Consider the following 23,176-nt stretch of genomic DNA (forward strand, 5'->3'; position numbering starts at 1 on the left):
TCGCCGACCGGACCCTTCGCCCGCAGGCCGGCATAGCGCACCATGTCGCGGATCGGCATGCCGGTCGTCTTGAGACGCCCCAGAAATTCGATCCACGGCAGAATGCTCTCGTCGTATTCCCGCTGGCTCGACGACCGCGGCGCATACGGCAGCAGCCCGATCCGCTCGTAGTAGCGGAGCGTATGGGTGCTCATGCCTGTGCGCTTGGCGAGGTCCCCGATCTTCATGTTCCAACCTGTTTCCGTCACGACGCTGAGACTTCTACAAGTTAGAGCGCGCTCTAAGTCAAGCGCTGACTTTTCGAGACGAAATCGGATCCGGTCTGCCAGGCCCGCCGTGGTGAACGCTGGCGGCTTTGTAGCGGCCGGCGCAAGGAAGCGACTTTCGTGCCTACTCCGTCTCATGGCAGCTCTTCGTCGGACCCGCCGCCGCGCCGTACGCCCGCCAATTTCCGATCGGCGTACGGTTGGTGGCGACGGTGACAGCGTCAGTCATGGGGAAACTCGCTTGGTTTTTAAGATCTGGAGGGCTTCCTCCGCCCAGAGGGATTGCAGCAGCTCGTCGCTCGCCTCAGTGGATTCCAGCCGGCGTATGCCGCGCGGGTCCAGCTTCTCGCGGATCCAATGAAGCTCTTCTTCAGTCGGGGCTGCCGTTTCGGGGAAGCTTTCGCCGTGTTTCGCCGGCCAGGTGAACTCGGTCTTGGCCTGGACCTCGGCGAAGGTGACGCCCGGATGCAGCGTCTCGATCTTCATGTGACCGGCTTCTTCGTCCCAGCCGAACACGCCCAGGTCCGACACGACCGTACCCGGCCAGCCGCGGTCGAGCTTCAATCTGTTGCGTTCCGGGCCATAGCCGAGACCGCAGACGAAATCGACCTTGTCGACGAAGGCGCGCTTGTTGTGCTTGCGCAGATGATAGCAGAGCCGCTCGCAGCCCCAGAGATCGTCGGGCACGCCGCGAGCCCCAACCAACTGCACCGCCGGCTTGTCCCAGGTGCCCACGACCGAGATGTTGGAATTGCCGTGCTTGTCGATCTGCACCGTGCCAATCCAGATCTGCAACATGCCCTGGGCGATCATGTCGAACATCTCCGGCCAACCGAGGAAGCTCGCGGCGGAGGGGGTCAGCGACCATTCTTCGTTCAGCCCTTTCGGCGTCAGCACCGGATCGGCGGCGGCGCGCGAATGGGTCAGCAACATCGCATCGGGCACATAAAGCGCTTTCGCCAGGCGCGCCGACAGGTCGGACAGGATCGTCGCCCCGACCGCGATGCGCTCGCCGCTGAATTCCTTGGCCATGCGGGCGATCAACAGCTCTTCCAGCGTATAGTCGCTCATGAAGCCGCTCCCTGGGTAAAGCTATCGAGCCAGGTACGATCTGTGGCCTTCGCCTGATAGGCCTGTACCGCCGGCAGGTTGGTTGGATGGTCCGGATAGAGGGCAGTGAAGCCGGTCCCGTTCGTGGTCTCGCACACTCCCTTGACCCACAGCCGCGAGATCAGCATCGCCCGCCGGTCCATGCCGCCGCGCGGCAACTCATCAACGATCGTGTCGGCGGTGAGATAGGTGCGCTTCGCCGCTCGCGCGATGAGCGGATCGGCATAGGCATCGCCCAGGATGACACCATTGCCGGCACGGTCGGCGATGTTGACATGGATGACCGCAACGTCAGGAACGAGCGCCGGTACCAGCAGCAGCGTCTCGCCGGTGAAGGGGCAGACCATGGTCCTGAACGGCGAGGTCGGCGTGGTCATCAGGTCGGTGCCGAGGCCGCAGCGGCTCGGCTGGAACGGCAGGCGCTTCGCCCCGGCCTCAAAAGCAGCGATCGTAGTCGCCTCGGAATATTCGACGATCGGCAGGCTGCCGGCCTCCCGCGCCCTGCGAAAATTGGGTGCCAACCCATAAGCGTCGAATCCAACGAAGGCGAAGCGCAGTAGCCGGACCTTGGCCAATCCGATCAGCAGATCGACCTCCGGCCCGCCCAGCATCGAGATCACTTCGAGATCCCTCAAGCTCGAGGCGCCGATCGCCTTGGCGGCCGCCATCGGCTTGCGCTGCAACCCGCCGCCGCCGAAGGCGATGCTGTCACCGTCGTGAAGGGCAGCGACCAGCGCTGCCAGATCCATGCGCTTATCCAACTTGGTGCCGCCTTTCCGCGCGAGAGACACTGCCGTCCATTTGGGCGAGATATGCTGTTTCGAGCGCCGACGCCCCGGTCGCCTCGGCAACGATCCGACCGCGGAACATGACGTAGCCGCGATCGATATGGCTGCGGATGAAGCGGATTGACGGCTCGGCCATCAGCACCGCCATGCCTCCCTGCGCAAGGTCCACGACCGTGCGGACCAGTTCCTCGACGATGAGCGGTGCCAGACCCAGCGACGGCTCGTCGAGCAGCAGGATCTTAGGCTTCGTCATCAGCGCCCGGGCGAGTGCCAGCATCTGCTGCTCGCCCCCGCTCAACACCCCGGCTGGCAGGCGCCGCCGGGTTTCCAGGATGGGAAAGCGCTGCAGCGCCGCCGTCGTCGCTTCATCGGGCAGGCCGATTGCGTCGGCCATCACCTGCAAATTCTCCCACACGGTCAGGTGTGGGAAGACCTGGCGGCCCTGCGGCACCAGCGCGATGCCGGCGCGGGCGCGACCGGTCGGGCCGAGCCGGTCGACCGCCACGCCGTCGATCAGGATCGAACCCTTGGCGCCGCGGACGGCCCCCATGATCGCCTGGATCAGGCTGCTTTTGCCGGCGCCGTTCGGCCCGACCAGGGCGGTGATGGCGCCACCCGGCGCCTCAATGCTGACGTCGCCGACCGCCTCGACCTGGCGGTACCGGACGGAGATGCCTTTCGCCGCCAGCATCAGACCGCCCCGATATAAGTGCGGCGGAACATCTCGTCGGCGAGGCAGGCCTCGACCGTGCCTTCGACCACGATGGCGCCCTGGGCCAAGAGCGCCATACGGTCGGCCAGCGCCGTCAACAGGTCGACGTTATGGTCGATCAGCAGCACGGCGGTGCCCTGGGCCCGGATCCGGCGCAGCGCCTCGATGATGGCGGCGATGCCACCGTCACCGACGCCGGAAAAGGGCTCATCGAGCATGATCAGCTTCGGCTGTTGAACCAGCGCGCGGGCGAGCTCGACCAGGCGCAACTCGCCGAAGGTGACGTCGCCGGCGCGGCGGCCGAGCCCGCCCAGCGACAGGTGTTCGGCCGCGGCTTCGACCAGCTCCATGCCGGCACACGCCCCCTCGACGATGCCGGCGAAGAGGCCGCGGACCAGCGCGCCAAACGAGCCAATCCGACCGCCGGCGAGACCGAGCGCGATATTCTCGCGCAAGCTCAGGTCGGTCGCGACCTGGGGATGCTGGAAGGTGCGGGCGAGGCCGGCGCGCGCCCGCCGGGCGGTATCGCCGACGAGCGCCTCTCCGGCCAGTTCGACCGCGCCGGCATTCATCGACTGCTGGCCGCCGATGATGTCCATGAGCGTGGTCTTGCCGGCGCCGTTCGCGCCGCACAAGCCCAGGATCTCACCGGGTGCGACCTCGAAGCCGACGCCGTGCAGGACATGCAGGCCGCCATAGGATTTGCGGATGCCGGTGCAGCGGAGCGTCATGTCGACCGCCTGCGTCCCACGAGGGCTGCGAGCCCGCCCAGGAGACCGTTCGGCACCAGCAGCAGCACGCCCAGGGTCAATAGACCGAAAGTCAGACTGCCCGGCCCCTGGAAGAAATCGAAGCCAAGCGTGAAGGCGACGACGAGCAAAGCGCCCAGCACCGCGCCCCAGGGCGTCGCCAGCCCGCCCAGTACCGGCATGAACAGTACCAGGAATACGACCTTGATCGCGAAGGAATCCGGCAGCACGAACCGGTTCATGAATGCGAGCAGCACGCCGGCGAGTGTCGCGATCCCGGCGCCGACAGCGAGCGCCAGGATGCGCAGTGCTGCGGTCGGAACCCCATTCGCGGCCGCGGCGACCAGAGACTCACGCTGGGCCCGCATGGCGATGCCGACGAGCGAGGCGCGCAGTCGCCCGATCGCCGTCGCGATGAGCCAGACTAGGATGACGCCGAAGGCGATGAGCGGCCCGCGATCCAGCCCCCAGCCAAGGATGTCGAGCCGCGGGATGTCGCCGATGCCGGTCGCCCCGCCGGTGACGCTGTCGGTATTCAAGAGCCAGGTATGGACCGCAATGCCGAACATCATCGTCGCGACCGCCAGGTGAAAGCCCGAGAGGCGGCGCGTCACCAGCCCCAGCAGCGCCGCCGTCGCCATGGAAATCAGAACGGCGATAGGAATGGCGACCGGCATCCAGGCCGCTGCCGCGTGGGAGATGATCGCGACCGCATAGGCGCCGATGGCGAAATAGGCGTTGTAGGCGAGAGACAGGCTGCCGCACAGCGCCAGCGGCAGGTACATGCCGAGCGCCAGCAGCGCATAGGCGATCGCCAGCATGCCCAGGTCCTGGCGATAGGCGTTCGCCTCGACATAAGCGAGGAACGCAGCTGACAGCACCAGGCTCACCAGCATCTCGCGCCGACTGCTCACTGGTGCACCTTTAGGCTCATGACCGCACCCGGACGGTAAACAGGCCTTCCGGCCGGAATGAGAACACCAGGATGACCAGCGCCAGAAGCACGTAGTCGCGGGCGAAACCGCCGATATAGCGCGCCGACGCCGCTTCAATCGCCGACACCAGCATGCCGCCGACCAGCGGTGCCCAGGGCGTGCCGACGCCGCCCAGCACCAAAGCGATGAAGCCCAGGATGGCGAAGGAGAGATGGGACTGGAAGCTGAGCGCCGTCTGCGGCGCTACCAGGATGCCAGCGAGGCCGCAGATGAGCCCCGTCGCGATCACGGCGACCAGCCGCACGCGGCGGACCGGCAGCCCCAGCGCCCGCGCCGCTGCCTCGTTGTCGCCCACGGCGCGCAGCATGCGCCCGTAGCGGCCGCGCTTCAGCCAGGCTGCTACCGCGGCGAAGGTGCCGAGCGTCGCCACCAGCGCCAGGAGATCGTGATAGTCGATGGCAAGGCTGCCGACGACCAGCGCGCCGTCAAGGAGCTCACGGCCAAGTAGCGGCCGGCGGCCGAACGCGAGGCCGGCCAGTTGCTCGATGACGAACATCAGCGCCACGATCGCCATGACCGCCCCGAACTCGTCGCGCGCCCGCCGCGCCATCGGCCGCAGGATGAGATCTTCTGTGATCCAGGAGAACAGCACGGCAGCACCGAAGGCACTCGCCAAGCCGAGCACCAGCGGTGCCGACGGGTCTTCGCTGAAGTACCCATACGCGAGACCGGCGAACATGACATAGGCGCCCATGGCGAAATTGACCGCCGCCGTCGCGCGCAGGAACAAGAAATAGCCCAAGGCGACCAGCCCGTAGAAGGCGCCGGTTTCGATCCCGGAAACGACGAGACTGAGTTCCATCAGTTCGGCTGGTACACGTCCCAGACCGCGGACGGCGAGCCATGCGCGAACTGGACGACGACGTTGCCCTTGTTGCCGGCACCGTTGTGCCGTTCCTTGGCGAAATTCAGCAGGTTGCCCTTCTGGCCGTAGGAGGATGGAAAGTCGGTCATGCCCTCGATCGCGTCGCGCAGTTTGGTGCCGTCAGTCGAGCCCACCGCCTCCGCCGCCTTCTTGGTCAGCATCAGCGCGTCCCACACCATGCTATGCAGAAAGACATAGGGCGCGTCGGCGCCGTATTGCTTTTGATAGGCGGCTTTCACCTGGTTGGTATTCGGATTGTCGGGCGCCAGATTATCGACCACCAACAGACCGTTGATGGCATCGCCGGCCAATTGCCAGATCTTCGGTTGGGCCGTGATCGTGTTGGTGCCCCAACGGGCAAGCTTGAGATCGAGCCTGGCGGCGCTGCGATACATGTTGGCGCTGCTGGGCGCGGACTGAATGAGATCGAAGATCAGGTCGGGCTTGGCCGCACTGATGCGCAGCAGCTGGGCGTTCGCGTCGCGGGCACTCGCCTCGACCTGTTCGTCGGCAACACGACTGAGACCCGCTGCCTCGAAGGCCTTGCGATAGGCATCGGCCACCGTCTTCGCCGTCGCGGACTCGTCCTCGATGAAGGCAAGCTTGGTGAGGCCGAGCTTCTTCCAGGCCTCGACATAGACCGCTGACGCCGTCTCGCTCTGCGGCGTGATGGTGAAAATATAGTCGTTGTTCGGCGGCTGGACAATTTTGGCGCTGACGTTGGTCGGCGCCATGCACAGGATCTTCTGCTCGGTGCAGACGATGCGGCCCTGCAGAGTCGAGCCGGAGCCCGAGACGAAGAAGATGATCTGCGCGCCATTCTCAAGGAGACGGCGGGTCTTGACCGCGGTCAGGTTCGGATTGTTTTCGTCATCCTCGTAGATCGCCTTGACCGGACGGCCGAGGATGCCGGGCGCCGTGCCGACGGCGCTGGAGGCGAACAGGTATTCGCCGTGGTTGATCATGTCGATGAACAGCTTCACGCTCTTCACCGATTCCGATGAATAGAAGGTAGCCGCCCCGGACCGGTCCTCGACCACGCCGATCGTAATCGGATCACCGGTCGGGGCCGCCGCCTGGACACTGCCGAGCATTGTCCATCCGGCCGCCACCAGGGCCGCCGCCCTTATCAAGTTCTTTGCCGCTTCCATCCCCGCCTCCCTCGTTCCTTCCGGCGCATTGGCTCGGATTTCTTATTTTCTGAGGTCGAGCAATCTTCTGACCTTGCCCTCCCCGCCCATGCGGGTAAAGGGCGCCAGGCTGCCAGCCTCGACGATTTCGACATCGACCTTGGCGCCCAGATCGCGATGCAGTGCGTGGCGCATGTCGACGGCCAGTTGCCCGGCATCGATGTCGGTGCTGCGTCGCTCGATGCGCACGGTCATTTCCTCGCGCCGACCCAGGCCCTCGCCACGAAATTCAGCGACGCACAGGAAATCGCCGGTGTTGCGCGGGTCGGCCACGACCGCGTTCTGGCAGGCGAGTGGATAGACGTTGGTGCCGCGCAGCTTCACCATCTCGTCGCTGCGGCCGAGGAAGGTCGAGAGCTTGCGCGAACTCACCCCACAGGCGCAGGTAGCATGCGGATAGAGCGTCAAGAGATCGCGCAGATTATAGCGGATGAACGGCGGCATGCTGCGATGCAGGCTGGTCACGACCAGATTGCCGACCCCGCCCTCAGCAATTGGCTGCCGGTCGTCGACCCCGACAAGCTGGCAATAGACCGTATCCTCGCTGATGTGCTTGTGGTCGCGCGCCTGGCATTCCCAGGAAATGAGACCGACCTCGTGCGAGCCGTAATTGTCGTAGATCGGCACGCCCCAGGCTTCCTCGAGCCGCTTGCGTACGATCCCCTCTGTATCGGGACCAAGGTAGGAATGGATGAACTTGGTCGGCAGCTCTTTGAGGTCGAAGCCGCTCGCCGCTGCGACCTCGGCGATCCGGCCGAGATATTCGCCACGGGCGAACCAGACGTTGGTGCCCCAGGCGCGGGCGAGATCGATCTGGCGCTCGGTCGGCGTCACCAGGCCAGACCCGGTCGTGGCCGGCACGCAGCCCAGCCAATTGTGGGCGGCGGTATAGGCGCACCAGCCGGCATTGGCGAGCGAGGTTGTATAGGGGATCTGGATGATGTCGCCCGGCCGTGCCCCTTGGGCATAGAGTGCACGGGCGACCTGGATCGCCTGCACCTCCCACGCGATCGGGTCGAACAGCGTCATGCGCGGCATGCCGGTGGTGCCGCCGCTGGTCTGGATCTTGAGCGGCAGGACGCCGAAGTCGTCGCGGCCGATCGGGTGGTGGTTGCCGAACGGTGGGGCGGCGGCGATCGCCTGCTTGAGGTCGTCGCTGGTGAAAGTCGGGATGCGGTCGATGTCGTCGAGCGAGCGGATGTCGCCGGGGCCGAGCCCGGCCGCCCGCCAGCGCTCGGCATAGAACGGGATCGCCCAGGCGTCGGCGACCCGGGCCATGAAGCGCTCGTTCTGCAAGGCTCGCATCGCATCGGCCGAGAGCTGGCCGGTGGTGCGCGCGAAATGCGGCGGCGGCGGATAGTCGACCATCAGCTTCGGCCAATCGACCGATTGCCAGTAATACGGGATCGGCTGCTCGTCCGCCGGGGCCGGATGGTGATGGTCGGCAGTCATCTCGTCTCCTCGAGCACTGCGATCGGCGGAAACAGGAATTCGGCGCCGTGCGACAGGCTCTGCATCAGCGTGGCCGCGATGCGTGCGCGTGCCGCCTCCGGCTGTCCCAGGTTCGCCGCAAGCCGCCGCGCCCGCTTCAAATAGAGATGGGCATCATGGTCCCAGGCATAGCCGATCGCACCATGCAGCTGCACCGCGTCTGCCGTCGCCGCCAGTGCCGCCTCGACGGCGCAGCTGGCCGCGGTATCGAGTGCCAAGGCGCGATCCCGGCCCCGGGCATCCTCGACCGCGGCGGCATAGGCGGTGGCGCTGCGCGCATTCTCGATCAGCACGTAAGTGTCTGCCAAGCGATGCTTCACCGCCTGGAACGATCCGATCGTGGTACCGAACTGCCGGCGCTCGCCGACGTAGGAGATGGTCATTTCGAGGGCCGCCGCCGCGACGCCGACCAGTTCGGCGGCGATGGTGACGGCCGCAGCCGCCATGGCCCGCTCGATCATGATCGCGTCATGCGTGAGCGTCGGGCAATGGCCGAGCCGGACGCCGTCGCAGTCGACGCTACCGATCGGACAGGTGATGTCGAACGGCTGCTGCTCGGTCACAACGAGATCGCTGGCCGGCACCAGGATCGCCTGGTCCCAATCGAGTAGCAGGATATGGGTCGCATCAATCGGATATTCGACCAGCGTCAGGCTGCCCCGGAGCGCCCCATTCCGATTGACCGGTCCCGGCTGTACCGGCAGGCCGCCGCGCAGATCGTCCGGCCAGCTGACGCCGATCCTGATGCTGCCGTTGGCGATACTGGTCAGCAATGCCGCGTGACCGGTCGCGAGGGTGGCGCCCAGCACCGCGGTCGCGACCAACGGGCCCGGGAATAAGGCGCGTCCCAACTCCTCGCTCAGCACGACCATGTCGGCGAGGGCGAGCGCCGACCCGCCGTACTCCTCCGGCACCAGCAACCCGGTCCAGCCCTGAGTAACGGCCACCGCCCAGGCGTCGCGCGTCGGCGCTTCCGGCCCGGCGCGCAACTGGTCGTGAGGCAGGGCTTCGGCGAGGCTGCGCCGGGCGCTGTAGCGGAGCAGGTCCCTCATGCCGTCCCCCGCGGCAGGCCGAGCACCCGTTCCGCGATGATGTTGCGCTGGATTTCGGACGTGCCGGCCAGGATGGTCTCGGCACGCGACCAGAGATAGTCCCGCTGCCAGCTACCATGCTTCAGCGCCGACGGCTCCTGCGGGCCGAGCGCGCCCTGGCGACCCAGTACGTCCATGGCGAGGTCGAGCAGGCGCTGATGCGCCTCGCTCCACAGTAGTTTGATGTAGGAGGACTCCGGTCCGGGCGCCTCGCCGCGCATGGCGGCGGCCAGCGAGCGATGGGCATGCAGCCTCAGCACGTTTACATCGATGAAACTGCGCGCTAGCCGGTCGCGGATCGCCGGGCTGGCCGCATGCCGGCCGCCACCGCTTTCGGCCGCAAGTCGGGCTAGTTCGATCAGCTCCGCCTGCAAGCGCACGAGCCTGGGCACGAAATAGGTACCGCGTTCGAAACTAGCGGCAGCCATGGCGATGCGCCAACCGTCATTCTCGGCACCGATCAGATTCTCGACCGGCACACGGACATCGTCGAAGAACACTTCGTTGAAATCCGCCTCGCCGCTCATCTGCCGGATCGGCCGGACCGTGATGCCGGGGCTACGCATGTCGATCAGCAGGAAGCTGATGCCGCGATGCTTGGCGGCGGTGGTATCGGTCCGCGCCAGCAGGAAGCACCAGTCGGCGATATGGGCGAAGCTGGTCCAGATCTTCTGCCCGCAGACCCGATAGACATCGCTATCGCGCACTGCCCGGGTCGCAAGCGCCGCCAAATCTGACCCTGCTCCTGGCTCCGAGTAGCCCTGGCACCAGATTTCCTCGTTCGACAGGATCTTGGGCAGGAAGCGCCGCTGCTGCGCAGGTGAGCCGAAATGGATCAGCGTCGGGCCCAGAATGCCATGGGCGATGGCGTTCAGGGGCAACGGCGCACCTGAGGCGGCATGTTCTTCGAGGAAGATCGCCTGCCGGCCGAGCGACAAGCCTTTGCCGCCATGCTCGACCGGCCAGGAGAGACCACTCCAGCCGCTGACGCAGAGATGGTCCTCCCATCCGCGGCGGAAATCCAGATCATGCGGCGAGGTCCCAGGCGGGAAGCCGGCCGTGACCATCGCCAGGTGTTCCCTGAGCCAGCCGCGCAACGCCGTCCGGAATGCGACATCGTCGAGGGTCTGCCACGGCGGGCACGTCATTTCAGCGTGTCCTTGCCGGCCTTGATGGCACCACTCAAGCCGCGATCGCGGGCCTGCTTGAACCCCTCGGTCAGGTGCGACAGCTGATGCGTGTCAAAATGCGCTTCGAGCGCCGTGCGCAGGCCCTGGATATCGAGGCCTCGGTTGAGCGAGCGCTTCAATAGCTTCAGCCCGAACGGCGGCGCCTCGGCGATCCGGCGAGCGAGTGCCAGGGTTGCGTCTTCAAGCTCGGCCCGCGGCACCACGCGATTGACCATGCCGATACGCAACGCTTCGGCAGCGTCCATGCGCTGGCCGGTAAACAGCATCTCCTTGGCTTTGCGCATGCCCATCACCCAGGGATGGATCAGCACCTCGACCGCAGCCGCGCCCAGACTATGGGCCACAGGATCGGCGAAGAACGCATCCTCCGCTGCCACGACTAGATCGCACATATTAGCCAGCATGAAACCGCCGGCCACGCAGGCACCCTGGACCTGGGCGATGGTCGGCTTGGGCAGATCGAAGATGTTGAGCGCGTATTCGTAGTAGCGCAGTTCCTCGTAAGCCCAGCGCTGTTCGACCGTGAAATCGGCCCGGTTCGCCTGGGCTTCCTTCAGATCGTGGCCGGCCGAGAAATGATCGCCGCGCCCGCCTAAGATGACGACCCGGATCGACGGGTCCTCGGCGGCACAGCGCATAGCGCTGTCGATCTCATCCAGCAGGCGCTGGCTCTCGGCATTGCGGACCTGCGGCCGGTTGTGCCAGATCCGGGCAACGCCGTTCAGATCTTCATATTCAACGTCTTCATAATCCATTATATGGATCTTTATCCGACATGACTCCCGAGCTAAACCCTATGATTGCTTTGGAAATACTGTCAAAATGAATATTGATGAAACAGAATATATTCCACAATGCGGACTATCAAGGGATCTTCTCACGGAACCCAGGCGATCGCACGGGCAGCGGCACTCCTCAGGATCGTGGCCCGCTATGGTCGCGAGGGCGCGCGGCTTGTGGACTTGTGCCGAAGCACCGACCTAACGCAACCCACGATTCATCGCATTCTCCAGGGCCTTATTGAGGAGCATTTAGTTTCCCAGGATCAGACTAGCCGCCGTTATCGATTGGGTGCGTTGATCTTCGAGCTTGGGCTAGCCGTTCAGCCAGGAACCAGCTTGATTGACGGCTTTCGGCCGCATCTCCGACGCCTCGCGGAGGATAGCGGAGATACGGTCTATTTGGTGCGGCGCAGCGGCAGCGACGCGGTTTGTCTTGACCGGGCGGAAGGCACCTTCCCAATCCGCACGCTGACCCTTGAGGTCGGGGGGCGACGCCCCCTCGGGATCGGTGCCGGCGGCGTGGCATTGCTGGCGAACCTAGATGACGCGGAGATCGCTCGGACGCTTGATCGCAATGCGCGGGAAAAAGTCAGCGGTTACGACGTGAGTGCGGCACAGGCGGCCATCCATTCGACCCGCGCAGTCGGATATTCGCTCAGCCGAGGGGCCATCACGGAAGGCGTCGATGGACTGGGTATGGTCATCCCCAACCCAATCGGTCTCCCCTGGCTCGCCGTCAGCATCGCCTGCATTTCAAGCAGAATGCTTCCTCCGAGAATAGACCAGCTATCGCGTTTGCTTCGTGCCACCATCGGGCAACTACCGCCGGTTTAACACCATCTGCTGCGCAGCATCCCGCGGCTCAAAAACGGGCGAGCTGCTCAGAACTTACTGTCTCACCTAGGGCCGTTCGACTGGATCGCTGTCCGCCAAACGGCCCTTCCCGGACAGATCGCTTTCCGTCTCACCAACAGCGTTAGGGAGACCAGCCGCTTCGGAGAAGTTCTCAAATGCCGGGGAGCGGCAGCCATGGGCGCAATCCAGAACGGCTGCTCTTCGCCGTTGGCGGTGCTAAGGACATCCGCATCGATAAGTGAATCGACCGACTGTCTCGACGCTGCGGCGGAATGACTCAGGCGGATACGATTCCGTTGTGCAGCAGCGCGTGCTATCGCGAGGCATGATCGATCGGCGCGGGATTGAGCAGCGGTGGGAGGCAGACGGCTCGAAGCGGGACGAGCGGGGCCGACGGGTATTCGCGGCGAGCGAGACGCGAGCGGCTGGGCTGGGCGGGCTGGCGGCGGTATCGCAGATCACCGGCTCGCGCGTTCGACGATCGGTCGGGGCCTGAAAGAGCTCGATGCGCCGCCGCCGCATGGCCGTGTGCGTCGTGAAGGCGGCGGGCCGAAGCCGTTGACCGAGCGTGATCCGACGCTGCAAGCCGACCTTAAGCGCCTGGTTGAGCCGGCGACCTTGGGCGATCCGGTCCGGCCGCTATTGTGGGTATCGAAGAGCTACGACAAGCTGGCGTCTGCGTTGGCCGGCATGGGCCATGCGATCAGCGCCAACACCGTGCGCAAGCTGCTCATCGGGCTCGGCTTCTCGCGCCAGTTCAACCGCAAGGCAGACGAGGGCTCGAAGCACCCAGACCGCAACGCCCAGTTCGAGCACATCAGCGCGAAAGTCTTGGCGGCGCAGGCCTCAGGTCAGGCTGTGGTGTCGGTCGACACCAAGAAAAAGGAGCTGGTCGGCGCGTTCAAGAACGGCGGGAGCGACTATCGTCCGAAGGGCGATCCGCGCCGTGTGAAGGTGCATGACTTCGAGGACAAGGCGCTGGGCAAGGTGGTCCCCTACGGGGTCTACGACGTGGCTGCCGACGAGGGTTGGGTCAGTGTCGGGATTACCGCCGACACCGCCGAGTTCGCGGTCGCCGCCATTCGCGCGTGGCTTACGCGCATGGGGCGTGAGCGTTACCCGCAAATCCGCGAGCTGACGATCACGGCGGATTGCGGCGGCTCGAACGGCGCCCGCGTGCGGCTATGGAAGCGAGAACTGCAGAGGTTCGCCGACGAGACGGGACTGCTCCTTCACGTCCATCACTATCCGCCGGGAACGTCGAAGTGGAACAAAATCGAGCACCGGCTGTTCTGCCGAATCACCCAGAACTGGCGCGGCCGCCCGCTCACAGACCACCTCGCCGTGGTCGAACTGATCGGGGCCACCACGACCAAGACCGGCCTCAAGGTCGAATGCGCGCTCGACCCCAGGACATACGAGAAAGGCGTCAAGGTCTCCGACGCCGAGATGGCGAGCCTCGACATCACGGGCGACGACTTCCACCCCGAATGGAACTACACCATCAACCCGCGCCAATCGCCAAAATAGCAGCGGTTATCGATGCGGATGTCCTAAGTCGCCGAATTCGCCCTATCGGCTACATGTCCGTAGACGGGCCGTTTGGCGGTGACGGCGAAATTTGGTCCGGCAACTCGGTTGGCGATGAGTTTCCGGACAAATTGATTGTCGGATGAGTTGACGGACAAACAGAGGCGGGGTTGCTCAGGCGTCGTGCTCGCCGATTAGGAATACCTGGCCCCGGTCCGGAACGACCAAAGACGATCAGGGCACGAATGTCCGCCCCAGTCATGCCAACGGCCCAGACCGTTCATTCCTCGGCGCATTTGGGCCGACAGTAGACCGGCGGCTTTGCGGCGGACAATACGACAAACTGGACGTACAGTTTGCATAGGGTTCCTCGAGCCATGCCTCGAATCGCATTCTCGATGCCTGGGACGCGTGCATCGTTACGCATGCGTCCGACATGTGCGTGGCACTGGCCGCCATGGACGCCGTGGTGACGGGCGAAGGCACTCCCAACGGATCCCGCTCGTGCGCTTCATCGCCTGCCGGGGCAGATGCCGCACGTCGAGACGGTCTTGGACGCGGGCGACCTCATCACCGCCGTGACCCTGCCGCCGAACGGCATGGCCGGACGATCCCGTTATCGCAAGGTGCGGGATCGTGCCTCTTATGCCTTCGCGCTCGTCCCGCCGGCGGCCAGGATCGAGATGGACGGCGGCGGCGTCAAGGAGGTGCGGCTGGCCCTGGGCGCCTCGCACACAAGCCGTGGCGGGCACAGGCGGCCGAAGCGGCATCGCGGGGCAAACTCCTGACGGAAACGGTCGTCCGTGCGGCAGCGGAAATGGAGCTAGCCGCCGCGAAGGGCCTGCCGTGCAACACAATCAAGAACTCTCCATGCGATTGATCGTCGATACCGTCCTCAAACTGGGCAGCATCAGGAGATAACCCGATGACCATCGTCCAGGACGCCCTGCAAAGCGTGAAGGCGGCCATCGCGCTCGCCCCCGACGGCTTCATTCCCGGCGGCAAGCCCGATCCGTTGATCAATCACAAGCATGGCCTGATCGGCGCGCCGATCTCCCGCATCGACGGTCCGCTCAAGATCGCAGCGAAGCGACCCTTCGCCGCCGAGTTCCCGCTCGATGGGCTCGTCTATGCCGCCTTGCACCAGATGCTCCGGTTCCCTGGCCAAAGGACAAGAGCCCTTACATCGCCGTCGGCCGCCTGACGGTCGGGCCCCAGCCGACCTGGGACCAGAGACGCGCCACTTCGGGCGGCCAGGGCCTATCGTTCAATCCCTGGCACGGCATCGTCGCCCATTGTCCGTTGGGCTCGATCATGCGGGTGCGCCGTCAAGCCTATGCGATGTCGGCGAAGTTCCGCGCCGAGCACGAGGGCAACCGATCGTCGAGCCGCGGGGTGGATGTCCATTCGCAGGCTGAGAACTGTTGGCCGCCCACCCAGGAGAGAGTTCTTGAAGCCTGCGCCTTTCGTCGCCATTGCCGCCATGTGCATCTCCATCACCGCCTATGGGCAGGCGGCAAGCGGTCCAGCGACCGTGCCGACCAACTCTCCGGGTATAACCAGCCCGGACAAAACGGACGCGCACCTCAGTCCCGGGGGTTGTGATCGGCATTCAGCCTCCAGGAAGTTCGAAGGGCAATACGGGCCCGGTTTCTCTCGCGACGCCGACGCGCCCGCTGGTGTCGGGGCCGAATTCGGTCCCACCGCGCATCGCGTCCTCGCCATCGACGACCGGAGCCGGCATGGCCCCGAGCAGTGCTGGCCCGAACCAATAGGATTTCGCTCAGCGTACCAAATAGGACCGCGCAAGGCCGCTCACGCCGGGGCGCAGCTTTAGGAGCGCGCCGGCGAGCGGCTCGCGACGGCGCTGTTCCGGCATCAATTGATCCGAGGCGCTGGTGACGTAGAGGTCTTCGAGATCGGCGCCGCCGAAAGCGCACATGGTCGGCTGGCTGACCGGCAGCGCGATGTCGCAATCGACCGCGCCGGACGGCTTGTACCGTCGCAGCCGGCCACCGCCGTGGAGCGCGCACCAGTAGCCGCCCAGGTCGTCGATCGCGGCGCCGTCGGGCAGGCCGTCATCCTTCGGCACGCTGGCAAAGAGTCTGGGCGCTCCAAGGCGACCGGCCGCAGGATCGAACTCATAGGCAAAGATCGCCTGTCGCTGGCTGTGGGACAGGTAGAAAATCTCGTTGTCGGCACTCCAGGCCATGCCGTTGTGCAATTCGGCGGCGTCGGGCTCGGGCCTCAGCCCGCCCGCGAGCGTGAAGCTGTGCATCGAGGATTTTAGCGGCGGCGAGGCCTCCGTCAGCGGGTCGAACATCACGCCGATCCAAAAGCGGCCGTTTATGTCGCAGGCGCCCTCGTTGAAGCGGAACAGCTTCGGGTCGAAGGGTGGCGGCGCCAGGCGGTCCAGTTTGTCCGACGCGAAGTCGAGCCGGAACAAGCCGGTCCGTAGCGCCACGACCGCGCCCGGCGGATCGGCTGTGAGCGCAAAGGCGCCGATGTCGCTCGGCATCGGCCAACTGCGCTGTGCGCCGGTCGCCGGGTCGAGCCGATAGAGCGCCGGCCTCTTGATGTCGATCCAATAGAGCGCCGCCTCGGCCGCGACCCAGGTCGGCGCTTCGCCGATCGTGGCGCCGCCCGGTACCACCACTTCGATTTCCATATCGACCTCCCCGCGTTCAACCCGGAACCGGCCAATCGGTGCCGTGTTGGGGATCGAATTCCAGCCGCAGGAGCGTCGTCCCATGAGCATGAACGTCAGCGAATACATCTGGCACCGCGTTCAGGAATGGGGCGTCAAACGGGTCTACGGCTATCCGGGCGACGGGGTTGGCGGGCTCGACGTGGCGCTGGAAAAAACCAAGAAGACGCTGCAATACGTCCAGGTGCGTCATGAGGAGATGGCGGCATTCATGGCATCGGCCCATGCCAAGTTCACCGGTGAGGTCGGGCTGTGCTTCGCGACATCCGGTCCCGGTGCAATCCATCTGCTGACCGGCCTCTACGACGCCAAGATGGACCATGTGCCGGCCGTCGCCATCGTCGGCCAGACGGCGCGCACCGGCATCGGTGCGCATTATCAGCAGGAGGTCGACCTCCAATCGCTGTTCAAGGACGTCGCCGGCGATTTTGTCGCAACCGCGATGGTGCCGAGCCAGATCCGCCACCTGATCGATCGGGCGTTCCGCATCGCGCAGACCCGCCGGACGGTCACATGCGTGATCGTGCCGAACGACCTGCAGCTGCTGCCCTACGAAGAGCCGCCCATGGCCCACGGCACGACCCATACCGGCACCGGCTATGCCGGCCCGGCCGAACTGCCGAACGACGCGCTGTTGAGCCAGGCGGCCGCCGTGCTGAACGCCGGCAAGAAGGTAGCGATGCTGATCGGCGCCGGCGCGCTGGGGGCCACCGACGAGTTGATCGCCGTCGCCGAGCGGCTGCAGGCCGGCTGCGCCAAGGCATTGCTGGGCAAGGCCGCCCTGCCTGACGACCTGCCCTGGGTGACGGGTTCGTTGGGCCTGCTCGGGACCGAGCCCAGTTGGGACCTGATGCAGGGTTGCGACACGTTCCTGATGATCGGGTCGTGTTTCCCATACAGCGAATTCCTGCCCAAGCCCGGATCCGCGCGCGGCGTGCAGATCGATATCGACGGCACCAGGCTCAGCCTGCGCTATCCGATGGAGGTCAACATGGTCGGCGACAGCGCCGTGACTCTGCGGGCGCTGCTGCCGCTCTTGGAGCAGAAGCCGGCCGACCGGTGGCGCAAGGGCATCGAGACCGGCGTCGCCAAATGGTGGAAGACCTTGGAAAAGCGCGCGATGGAGCCGGCCGACCCGATCAACCCGCAGCGCGTGTTCTGGGAGCTGTCGAAGCGCCTGCCGGAAAACTGCATCATGACCGGCGACAGCGGCTCGGTCGCCAACTGGTATGCCCGCGACATCAAGATGCGCCGAGGCATGATGGGGTCGCTGTCGGGCAGCCTCGCCTCGCTCGGTGCGGCAACGCCCTACGCCATTGCGGCGAAAATGGCGTTTCCGGAGCGCGTGGTCATCGCCTTCATCGGCGACGGCGCCATGCAGATGAACGGGCTCAACGAGATGATCACCATCTCGAAATACTGGAAGGAATGGTCGAACCCGCGCCTGATCGTCATGGTGCTGAACAACCGCGACCTGAACCAGGTCACCTGGGAGGAACGGGTCCAGCTGGGCGACGGCAAGACCGAATCGACCCAGAGCATCCCGGATTTCCCCTATCACAAATACGCCGAGCTGCTGGGGTTGAAGGGCATCTTCGTCGACGACCCGGAGCGGCTGGGCGCCGCCTGGGACGAGGCGCTGGCAGCCGATCGGCCCGTGATCCTGGAATGCTACACCGATCCCAACGTCCCGCCCCTGCCGCCGCACATCACGCTGAAGGACGCCAAGAACTTCATGACCATGATGGGCACCGAGCCGGAGCTGGGCAGCGTGCTCAAGAACTCGGCCCGCCAGGTGCTGGCGTCGGTCCTGCCCGGCGGCAAGGACTGAGGCATTGGACGCGAAGATCGAGCACCTCTCCGCCCGGACCTACACCATTCCGACCGACCTGCCGGAAGCCGACGGGACCGCGGCCTGGACATCGACCACGCTGGTCGTCGTCCAGGTGCGGGCCGCGGGCAAGACCGGCCTCGGCTACAGCTATACCCACGCTTCGGCCGCTGTCCTGATCGCCACGACACTGGCCCAGGCCGTCCTCGGCCGCGACGCGATGGACCCGCAGGCGGCCTGGTCTGCGATGCAGGCGGCGGTACGCAACCTCGGCCGCGACGGTCTGGCGGCGACGGCGATCTCCGCCGTCGATACCGCGCTCTGGGACCTGAAGGCCGTGCTGGTGGATCAGCCGCTGGCGACGCTGCTCGGCCGCTATCGCGAAGCCGTGCCGATCTATGGCAGCGGCGGCTTCACCAGCTACGACGATCGCGAACTTGCGCGGCAATTGGCCGGCTGGGTCGAGCGCGAGGGCTGCCACTGGGTCAAGATGAAGATCGGCACCCATCCGGAGCAGGATCCCGCGCGCGTCGCTGCGGCAAAATCCGCGATCGGGTCCGCCGGCCTGTTCGTCGATGCCAATGGCGCCTTTGGCCCGAAGCAGGCCCAGCATTTCGCCAGGCTGTTCATGGAGCAGGACGTGCTCTGGTTCGAGGAGCCGGTCTCGTCCGACGACCTCGCCGGCCTGCGGCTCGTGCGCGAACATTCGCCGGCGCCGATGGAGATCGCCGCTGGCGAATACGGCTATTCGCCGGATTATTTCCGGCGGATGCTCGAAGCCGGCGCGGTCGACGTGCTGCAGGCCGACGCCACCCGCTGCGGCGGCGTCACCGGCTTCCTGCAGGCGGCGACGCTCGCCGCCGCGTTCCACACCGACCTCTCGGCCCATTGCGCGCCGGCGCTGCACAGCCACCTCGGCTGCGCCACCCCGCGTTTCCGCCATGTCGAGTGGTTCCACGACCATGCCCGGATCGAGCGGATGCTGTTCGATGGCGCGCCGCTGCCGCGGGACGGCACGATTGCGCCCGACCGGTCGCGCCCCGGGCTCGGCCTGACGTTCAAGACCCAGGATGCCGAACGCTTCGCCGTCGCATCCGGAGGCCGGGCATGAGCCGGGGTACCGCCATCGCCACCGCCGGCATCTCTGTCCTGGGCGCGCTGGCGCTGGCGGTGACCCACGCTCCCGACGTCACCGAACCGGTCGCGCGGCCGGCACCGGTCGATCCCTCCGCTGCGGTTCGGGCCGCGCGGCGGATGAACCGCGCCGCGGGACTGATCGCGGGTTCCGTGCTGGCCGACAGCGCCATCGAGCATTATCGCGGCTCGTTCCAGAACAAGGCGATGGTGGCGCCGCTGGCCACCTCGTTCCTGTCGTTGCTGGTCAGCGCCCACGGCCACATGGACAAGCGGCCGTCGCCCCACCGCCTGCGTGACGCCATCTATGCTGCCGCCGCCGTGACCGGGCTGATCGGCACCGGCTTCCACCTGTTCAACGTCACCAAGAAGCCGGGCGGCCTCAGCTGGCAGAACCTGTTCTATTCGGCCCCGATCGGCGCGCCGGCGGCACTGATCCTGTCCGGCGCCATGGGCTTCCTGTCGGAGCGGGTGCGCGACACCACGCCCGGTACCGTGCCGACGATCCTGGGCATTCCGGCCGGACGCGCCGTCGCTGCCGCCACCAGCCTGGGCCTGCTCGGTACGGTCGGCGAGGCCGGGCTGCTGCATCTGCGCGGGTCCTTCCAGAACCCGTTCATGTACTTGCCGGTGACCGCGCCGCCGGTGGCGGCGGCGCTGATCGGCCATGCCGCCGCCGGTGCCACCCGGCAGCCACGCCGGATCACCCGCTGGTGGCTGCGCCTGACGGCGGTGCTGGGTTTCGCTGGTGCCGGGTTTCATGCCTATGGGGTGTCGCGCGCGATGGGCGGCTGGCGCAACTGGCGGCAGAACCTGGTCGACGGACCGCCGATCCCGGCCCCGCCCAGCTTCACCGGCCTGGCGCTGGCCGGTCTCGCGGCGCTGGGCCTGATGGAGGACCATCCCGATGACTGAGCGCTATCCGGGCTATGACGTCCTGTCCAAGCGCTGGTCGGACTCCTGGAACGAGCAGACCCGCCGGGTGATCGACCGGCGCCTGTCGGCCCCGCGCGAGGCCAGCTTCTTCACGGACGAGGAATGGCGGACGCTCACCGCCGTGTGCGAGCGCATCCTGCCGCAGCCGAAGGATCGCCCGCCGGTCCCGCTCGCGGCCTACGTCGATCAGAAGATGGCCGGCAATATGCAGGACGGTTACCGCTACGCCCAGATGCCGCCGCAGGGCGACGCCTGGCGGCGGGGTCTGGCCGCCCTTGACGGTGCAGCCCGGGAAACGCACGGCGCGCCCTTTCACGCCGTTCGACCGCACGAACAGGACGCACTGCTGACCTTGATGCAGCAAGGCAAGCTGACCGGCCCCGCGTGGGGCGGCATGCCGTGCGCCCTGTTCTTCGCCCATCGCGTGCTGCCCGACATCACCCACGCCTATTACGCCCATCCGACATCCTGGAACGAGATCGGCTTCGGTGGCCCGGCCAGCCCGCGCGGCTACGTCCGCATGGGGCTCGACCGGCGCGATCCCTGGGAAGCTGCCGAGGCCAAGCCGGGAGAAGAAGAGGCGGCGCGGCGAAAGAACGACCATGTCGGCTGATCCGTTCGCGGCCCCGCGCGCGGCGGGTGGACGAGCGCCCGACGTGTTCAAGCCGGGCGGCTGGGTGCCGATGCGGCAATATCCGGAGAGCGAACCCGTCGATTTTGTCGTGATCGGCACGGGTGCCGGCGGCGGTCCGCTGATCGCCGGCTTGGCCGAGCAGGGTTTCTCCGTCGTCGGCTTCGACGCCGGGCCGTATTTCCGGCCCCTCGAAGACTTCGCCTCGGACGAGCAGGAGCAGAACAAGCTCTACTGGACCGACGAGCGCATCGTCGACGGTGCCAACCCGCTGACCATGGGCGGCAAGAACAGCGGCAAGGCCGTAGGCGGCAGCACGGTACATTTCGCCATGGTGTCGCTGCGCTTCCGCCCGGAATGGTTCAAGTCGCTCAGCATGCTGGGCTATGGCGCCGACTGGCCGCTCGACTGGCGCGAGATGTGGGACTATTACGCCAAGGCCGAACGGGCGCTCAGCATCGCGGGGCCGATCCGCTATCCCTGGGGCCCGAAGCGGCCGCGCTATCCTTATCGGGCCCATGAGTTGAACGGTGCGGCAGAGCTGCTGGCGCGGGGTGCCGAAGCCATGGGCTATAAATGGACGCCGACGCCGCTCGCGACGGTCTCTGCCCCTCACGGCCAGTCGCCGCCCTGCGTCTATCGCGGCTTCTGCCGCTTCGGCTGCTCGACCAATGCCAAGCAGAGCCAGCTCGTGACCTTCATTCCGAAAGCGCTCGCCGCCGGCGCCGAGATCCGCGATCTGGCCATGGTCGGCCGGATCGAGATGGGACCGGACGGCCGCGCCACCGGGGTGCATTATTTCCGTCAGGGCAAATGGCGCTTTCAGGCGGCACGCAACGTCGTCGTCGCGGGATATGCGATCGAAACGCCGCGGTTGCTGCTCGCCTCCGCCACCGATCAATTCCCCGACGGCCTGGCCAACAGCTCAGGCCTGGTCGGTAAGAACCTGATGACCCAGTCGAACCAGGCGGTATTCGGCACGATGGACCGCGAGGTGCGGTGGTATAAGGGCCCGCCGTCGTTGGCGATCACCGAGCATTGGAACTACGACGACCGCAAGGATTTCGCCGGCGGCTATTGCTGGATGGCCCAGGGCCCGCTGCCGGTCGAATGGGTCACGATCCAGACCGGCGCCCGGGGGCTGTGGGGACAGGCCCTGGTCGATGAAATGGCCAAATATAACCATCAGGTGGGGTTAAAGATGGTGGGCGAGATGCTGCCGGACGAGCGCAACCGGGTGACGCTCGCCGACGAGACCGACCAGTACGGCTTGCGCATCGCGCGGGTGACCTACAGCTGGGGCGACAACGACAAGGCCCTGATCGGCCACGCCCTCGGCCAGATGCAGACCAGCCTCGAAGCCGTCGGCGCCAAGGAGATTTTCCGGCAAGAGGACGACACCAATCATTTGGCCGGCACCGCCCGCATGGGCTTCGATCCGGCGACCAGTGTCGTCGATGACGATTGCCGCAGCTGGGACATCCCGAACCTCTGGGTCTGCGACGGGTCGGTGTTTCCGACCACGGGCGGGGTCAATCCATCGTTGACCATCACCGCCATCGCCATGCGGACGGCTGATCGTATACGAGAGCTGGCAGGCCGCGGTGAGTTGTAAGCAGCGTTGAGACTGAGCACGCACGGCACGATGATGCCGCCGACGAGCACGAAGGGCGATGGCGAGCTTTAAGACCGGATCAGTTTTGCGCGGATCGCCTGCAATTCCTTCGATCGAGCCGGGCTTGCTCGAGGGTAACCCATTTTACAGGCTTGACGCTCAATGGACCGCGGGCGAGCGGAATGCCACCGCGCTCTGGCGGCAGTTGAAGAAGCAGGGCTTCCGTGGCTGCCTTCGCGTCGTCAGCGAATGGGCAACGCGCCGGCGGAATGCAGACAAAGCCGACGGCGCTCTCAGCCGGACGCCTGGTGCACGAACCATCGCCCGGCTCCTCACGTTCGAGCGAGATAGGCTGTCGAAATCCGAAACGGTCATGGTCGCCGCGATCGAGGCGGGCGTCCCGTCCCTCGTCGAAGCGCGTGGAATTATTGCCGCGTTCCAGGCCATGATCCGGCAGAGATCGCTCGGGCTTCTCGATGCCTGGATCGAAGGTGCCCGCTCCAGCATCGTCGCCTCCTTCCTCAACGGCGTCGTGAAAGATAAGGCGGCCGTCAGTGCCGCGATCACCTCATCCTGGTCGAACGGGCAGACCGAGGGGCAGATCACCAAGCTCAAGCTGGTCAAGCGCCAGATGTACGGCCGGGGCAAAATCGACCTTCTGGAGGCCCGCGTCGTCGGGCTCGTCGATGCCTGACTCCATCAAAAGTG

At 66.0% G+C, this 23,176-nt stretch carries 22 protein-coding genes and 1 pseudogene; 10 read left to right on the forward strand and 13 right to left on the reverse strand.

Annotated features, from left to right (window positions below; genetic code table 11):
- The 12 genes from VGV37_RS02265 to VGV37_RS02320 all read right to left on the reverse strand — a co-directional run.
- On the reverse strand, window positions 1–227 hold a 227-nt coding region (locus VGV37_RS02265), incomplete at its 3' end, for a MerR family transcriptional regulator (RefSeq protein WP_326877982.1).
- Window positions 228–491: 264 nt separating this feature from the next.
- A complete protein-coding gene (locus VGV37_RS02270; RefSeq protein WP_326877983.1) occupies window positions 492–1,337 on the reverse strand; it encodes a CoA-transferase in 846 nt (281 codons plus the stop codon).
- Window positions 1,334–2,125 carry a CoA transferase subunit A gene (locus VGV37_RS02275; RefSeq protein ID WP_326877984.1) on the reverse strand — a complete coding sequence of 264 codons (792 nt, stop codon included), beginning with the start codon at window positions 2,123–2,125 and terminating at the stop codon, window positions 1,334–1,336. The genes VGV37_RS02270 and VGV37_RS02275 overlap by 4 nt, the downstream gene beginning before the upstream one ends.
- Before the next feature lie 4 nt (window positions 2,126–2,129).
- Entirely contained in the window at window positions 2,130–2,855 is a 726-nt protein-coding gene (locus VGV37_RS02280; RefSeq protein ID WP_326877985.1) for an ABC transporter ATP-binding protein, read from the reverse strand.
- Entirely contained in the window at window positions 2,855–3,607 is a 753-nt protein-coding gene (locus tag VGV37_RS02285; protein ID WP_326877986.1) for an ATP-binding cassette domain-containing protein, read from the reverse strand. Before VGV37_RS02285 ends, VGV37_RS02280 begins: the two co-directional genes overlap by 1 nt.
- On the reverse strand, window positions 3,604–4,539 hold the full coding sequence (locus VGV37_RS02290) for a branched-chain amino acid ABC transporter permease (protein ID WP_326877987.1): 936 nt from the start codon (window positions 4,537–4,539) through the stop codon (window positions 3,604–3,606). The genes VGV37_RS02285 and VGV37_RS02290 overlap by 4 nt, the downstream gene beginning before the upstream one ends.
- A 16-nt stretch (window positions 4,540–4,555) precedes the next feature.
- Entirely contained in the window at window positions 4,556–5,422 is an 867-nt protein-coding gene (locus VGV37_RS02295) for a branched-chain amino acid ABC transporter permease (RefSeq protein ID WP_326877988.1), read from the reverse strand.
- Window positions 5,422–6,579: an ABC transporter substrate-binding protein gene (locus VGV37_RS02300; RefSeq protein WP_326877989.1), complete on the reverse strand. Its 1,158-nt coding sequence runs from the start codon at window positions 6,577–6,579 to the stop codon at window positions 5,422–5,424. The genes VGV37_RS02295 and VGV37_RS02300 overlap by 1 nt, the downstream gene beginning before the upstream one ends.
- A 99-nt stretch (window positions 6,580–6,678) precedes the next feature.
- Window positions 6,679–8,127 (reverse strand): hypothetical protein, encoded by a 1,449-nt coding sequence (locus VGV37_RS02305; RefSeq protein WP_326877990.1) that lies wholly within the window; start codon window positions 8,125–8,127, stop codon window positions 6,679–6,681.
- Entirely contained in the window at window positions 8,124–9,218 is a 1,095-nt protein-coding gene (locus tag VGV37_RS02310) for an acyl-CoA dehydrogenase family protein (protein ID WP_326877991.1), read from the reverse strand. Before VGV37_RS02310 ends, VGV37_RS02305 begins: the two co-directional genes overlap by 4 nt.
- Window positions 9,215–10,405, reverse strand: coding sequence for an acyl-CoA dehydrogenase family protein (locus VGV37_RS02315; RefSeq protein ID WP_326877992.1), 1,191 nt, complete (start codon window positions 10,403–10,405; stop codon window positions 9,215–9,217). The genes VGV37_RS02310 and VGV37_RS02315 overlap by 4 nt, the downstream gene beginning before the upstream one ends.
- Window positions 10,402–11,202 carry an enoyl-CoA hydratase gene (locus VGV37_RS02320; RefSeq protein WP_326877993.1) on the reverse strand — a complete coding sequence of 267 codons (801 nt, stop codon included), beginning with the start codon at window positions 11,200–11,202 and terminating at the stop codon, window positions 10,402–10,404. The genes VGV37_RS02315 and VGV37_RS02320 overlap by 4 nt, the downstream gene beginning before the upstream one ends.
- A 99-nt stretch (window positions 11,203–11,301) precedes the next feature.
- Between VGV37_RS02320 and VGV37_RS02325 the strand changes: the two genes are divergently transcribed.
- From VGV37_RS02325 to VGV37_RS02340, 4 genes are all read left to right on the forward strand, one after another.
- Window positions 11,302–12,063, forward strand: coding sequence for an IclR family transcriptional regulator (locus VGV37_RS02325; RefSeq protein WP_326877994.1), 762 nt, complete (start codon window positions 11,302–11,304; stop codon window positions 12,061–12,063).
- A 346-nt stretch (window positions 12,064–12,409) separates the two neighbouring features.
- Window positions 12,410–13,614, forward strand: a protein-coding gene (locus tag VGV37_RS02330; protein WP_326877995.1) for an ISAzo13 family transposase whose coding sequence is annotated in 2 segments (ribosomal slippage) — window positions 12,410–12,551 and window positions 12,551–13,614 — 1,206 coding nt in all. Because the reading frame shifts where the segments join, the coding sequence is not laid out codon by codon here.
- Window positions 13,615–14,165: 551 nt separating this feature from the next.
- Window positions 14,166–14,402, forward strand: a complete 237-nt coding sequence (locus VGV37_RS02335) for a hypothetical protein (RefSeq protein ID WP_326877996.1) — start codon at window positions 14,166–14,168, stop codon at window positions 14,400–14,402.
- A 137-nt stretch (window positions 14,403–14,539) separates the two neighbouring features.
- Entirely contained in the window at window positions 14,540–14,818 is a 279-nt protein-coding gene (locus VGV37_RS02340; protein ID WP_326877997.1) for a hypothetical protein, read from the forward strand.
- A gap of 579 nt (window positions 14,819–15,397) precedes the next feature.
- On the opposite strand, the gene VGV37_RS02345 is transcribed toward VGV37_RS02340, so the two are convergent.
- Entirely contained in the window at window positions 15,398–16,282 is an 885-nt protein-coding gene (locus VGV37_RS02345; RefSeq protein ID WP_326877998.1) for an SMP-30/gluconolactonase/LRE family protein, read from the reverse strand.
- An 82-nt stretch (window positions 16,283–16,364) separates the two neighbouring features.
- On the opposite strand from VGV37_RS02345, the gene VGV37_RS02350 reads away from it, so the two are divergent.
- The 6 genes and pseudogenes from VGV37_RS02350 to VGV37_RS02375 form a co-directional block, all read left to right on the forward strand.
- Entirely contained in the window at window positions 16,365–18,152 is a 1,788-nt protein-coding gene (locus tag VGV37_RS02350) for a thiamine pyrophosphate-requiring protein (RefSeq protein ID WP_414637902.1), read from the forward strand.
- A 4-nt stretch (window positions 18,153–18,156) separates the two neighbouring features.
- Window positions 18,157–19,263, forward strand: a complete 1,107-nt coding sequence (locus tag VGV37_RS02355; RefSeq protein ID WP_326877999.1) for an enolase C-terminal domain-like protein — start codon at window positions 18,157–18,159, stop codon at window positions 19,261–19,263.
- A complete protein-coding gene (locus VGV37_RS02360) occupies window positions 19,260–20,201 on the forward strand; it encodes a hypothetical protein (RefSeq protein ID WP_326878000.1) in 942 nt (313 codons plus the stop codon). Before VGV37_RS02355 ends, VGV37_RS02360 begins: the two co-directional genes overlap by 4 nt.
- The gene (locus VGV37_RS02365; protein WP_326878001.1) at window positions 20,194–20,835 is read left to right on the forward strand and encodes a gluconate 2-dehydrogenase subunit 3 family protein; all 642 of its coding nucleotides are present in this window, start codon (window positions 20,194–20,196) and stop codon (window positions 20,833–20,835) included. Before VGV37_RS02360 ends, VGV37_RS02365 begins: the two co-directional genes overlap by 8 nt.
- Window positions 20,825–22,468, forward strand: coding sequence for a GMC family oxidoreductase (locus tag VGV37_RS02370; protein ID WP_326878002.1), 1,644 nt, complete (start codon window positions 20,825–20,827; stop codon window positions 22,466–22,468). Before VGV37_RS02365 ends, VGV37_RS02370 begins: the two co-directional genes overlap by 11 nt.
- Window positions 22,469–22,619: 151 nt before the next feature.
- A pseudogene (locus VGV37_RS02375) lies at window positions 22,620–23,162 on the forward strand (transposase); the annotation flags it as partial.
- Window positions 23,163–23,176: the final 14 nt, after the last annotated feature.

The sequence above is a fragment of the Aliidongia sp. genome (assembly GCF_035943795.1).
Classification (GTDB): Bacteria; Pseudomonadota; Alphaproteobacteria; order ATCC43930; family CGMCC-115725; genus Aliidongia.

Excerpts from the sequence above, each read along its gene's own strand:
- VGV37_RS02345 (WP_326877998.1), bottom strand. The coding sequence starts at position 16,282 with ATGGAAATCGAAGTGGTGGTACCGGGCGGCGCCACGATCGGCGAAGCG.
- VGV37_RS02320 (WP_326877993.1), bottom strand. The coding sequence starts at position 11,202 with ATGGATTATGAAGACGTTGAATATGAAGATCTGAACGGCGTTGCCCGG.
- VGV37_RS02300 (WP_326877989.1), bottom strand. The coding sequence starts at position 6,579 with ATGCTCGGCAGTGTCCAGGCGGCGGCCCCGACCGGTGATCCGATTACG.
- VGV37_RS02360 (WP_326878000.1), top strand. The coding sequence starts at position 19,260 with ATGAGCCGGGGTACCGCCATCGCCACCGCCGGCATCTCTGTCCTGGGC.
- VGV37_RS02275 (WP_326877984.1), bottom strand. The coding sequence starts at position 2,125 with ATGGATCTGGCAGCGCTGGTCGCTGCCCTTCACGACGGTGACAGCATC.
- VGV37_RS02280 (WP_326877985.1), bottom strand. The coding sequence starts at position 2,855 with ATGCTGGCGGCGAAAGGCATCTCCGTCCGGTACCGCCAGGTCGAGGCG.
- VGV37_RS02310 (WP_326877991.1), bottom strand. The coding sequence starts at position 9,218 with ATGAGGGACCTGCTCCGCTACAGCGCCCGGCGCAGCCTCGCCGAAGCC.
- VGV37_RS02305 (WP_326877990.1), bottom strand. The coding sequence starts at position 8,127 with ATGACTGCCGACCATCACCATCCGGCCCCGGCGGACGAGCAGCCGATC.
- VGV37_RS02370 (WP_326878002.1), top strand. The coding sequence starts at position 20,825 with ATGTCGGCTGATCCGTTCGCGGCCCCGCGCGCGGCGGGTGGACGAGCG.
- VGV37_RS02365 (WP_326878001.1), top strand. The coding sequence starts at position 20,194 with ATGACTGAGCGCTATCCGGGCTATGACGTCCTGTCCAAGCGCTGGTCG.
- VGV37_RS02295 (WP_326877988.1), bottom strand. The coding sequence starts at position 5,422 with ATGGAACTCAGTCTCGTCGTTTCCGGGATCGAAACCGGCGCCTTCTAC.
- VGV37_RS02340 (WP_326877997.1), top strand. The coding sequence starts at position 14,540 with ATGACCATCGTCCAGGACGCCCTGCAAAGCGTGAAGGCGGCCATCGCG.
- VGV37_RS02285 (WP_326877986.1), bottom strand. The coding sequence starts at position 3,607 with ATGACGCTCCGCTGCACCGGCATCCGCAAATCCTATGGCGGCCTGCAT.
- VGV37_RS02270 (WP_326877983.1), bottom strand. The coding sequence starts at position 1,337 with ATGAGCGACTATACGCTGGAAGAGCTGTTGATCGCCCGCATGGCCAAG.
- VGV37_RS02350 (WP_414637902.1), top strand. The coding sequence starts at position 16,365 with ATGAGCATGAACGTCAGCGAATACATCTGGCACCGCGTTCAGGAATGG.
- VGV37_RS02315 (WP_326877992.1), bottom strand. The coding sequence starts at position 10,405 with ATGACGTGCCCGCCGTGGCAGACCCTCGACGATGTCGCATTCCGGACG.
- VGV37_RS02325 (WP_326877994.1), top strand. The coding sequence starts at position 11,302 with ATGCGGACTATCAAGGGATCTTCTCACGGAACCCAGGCGATCGCACGG.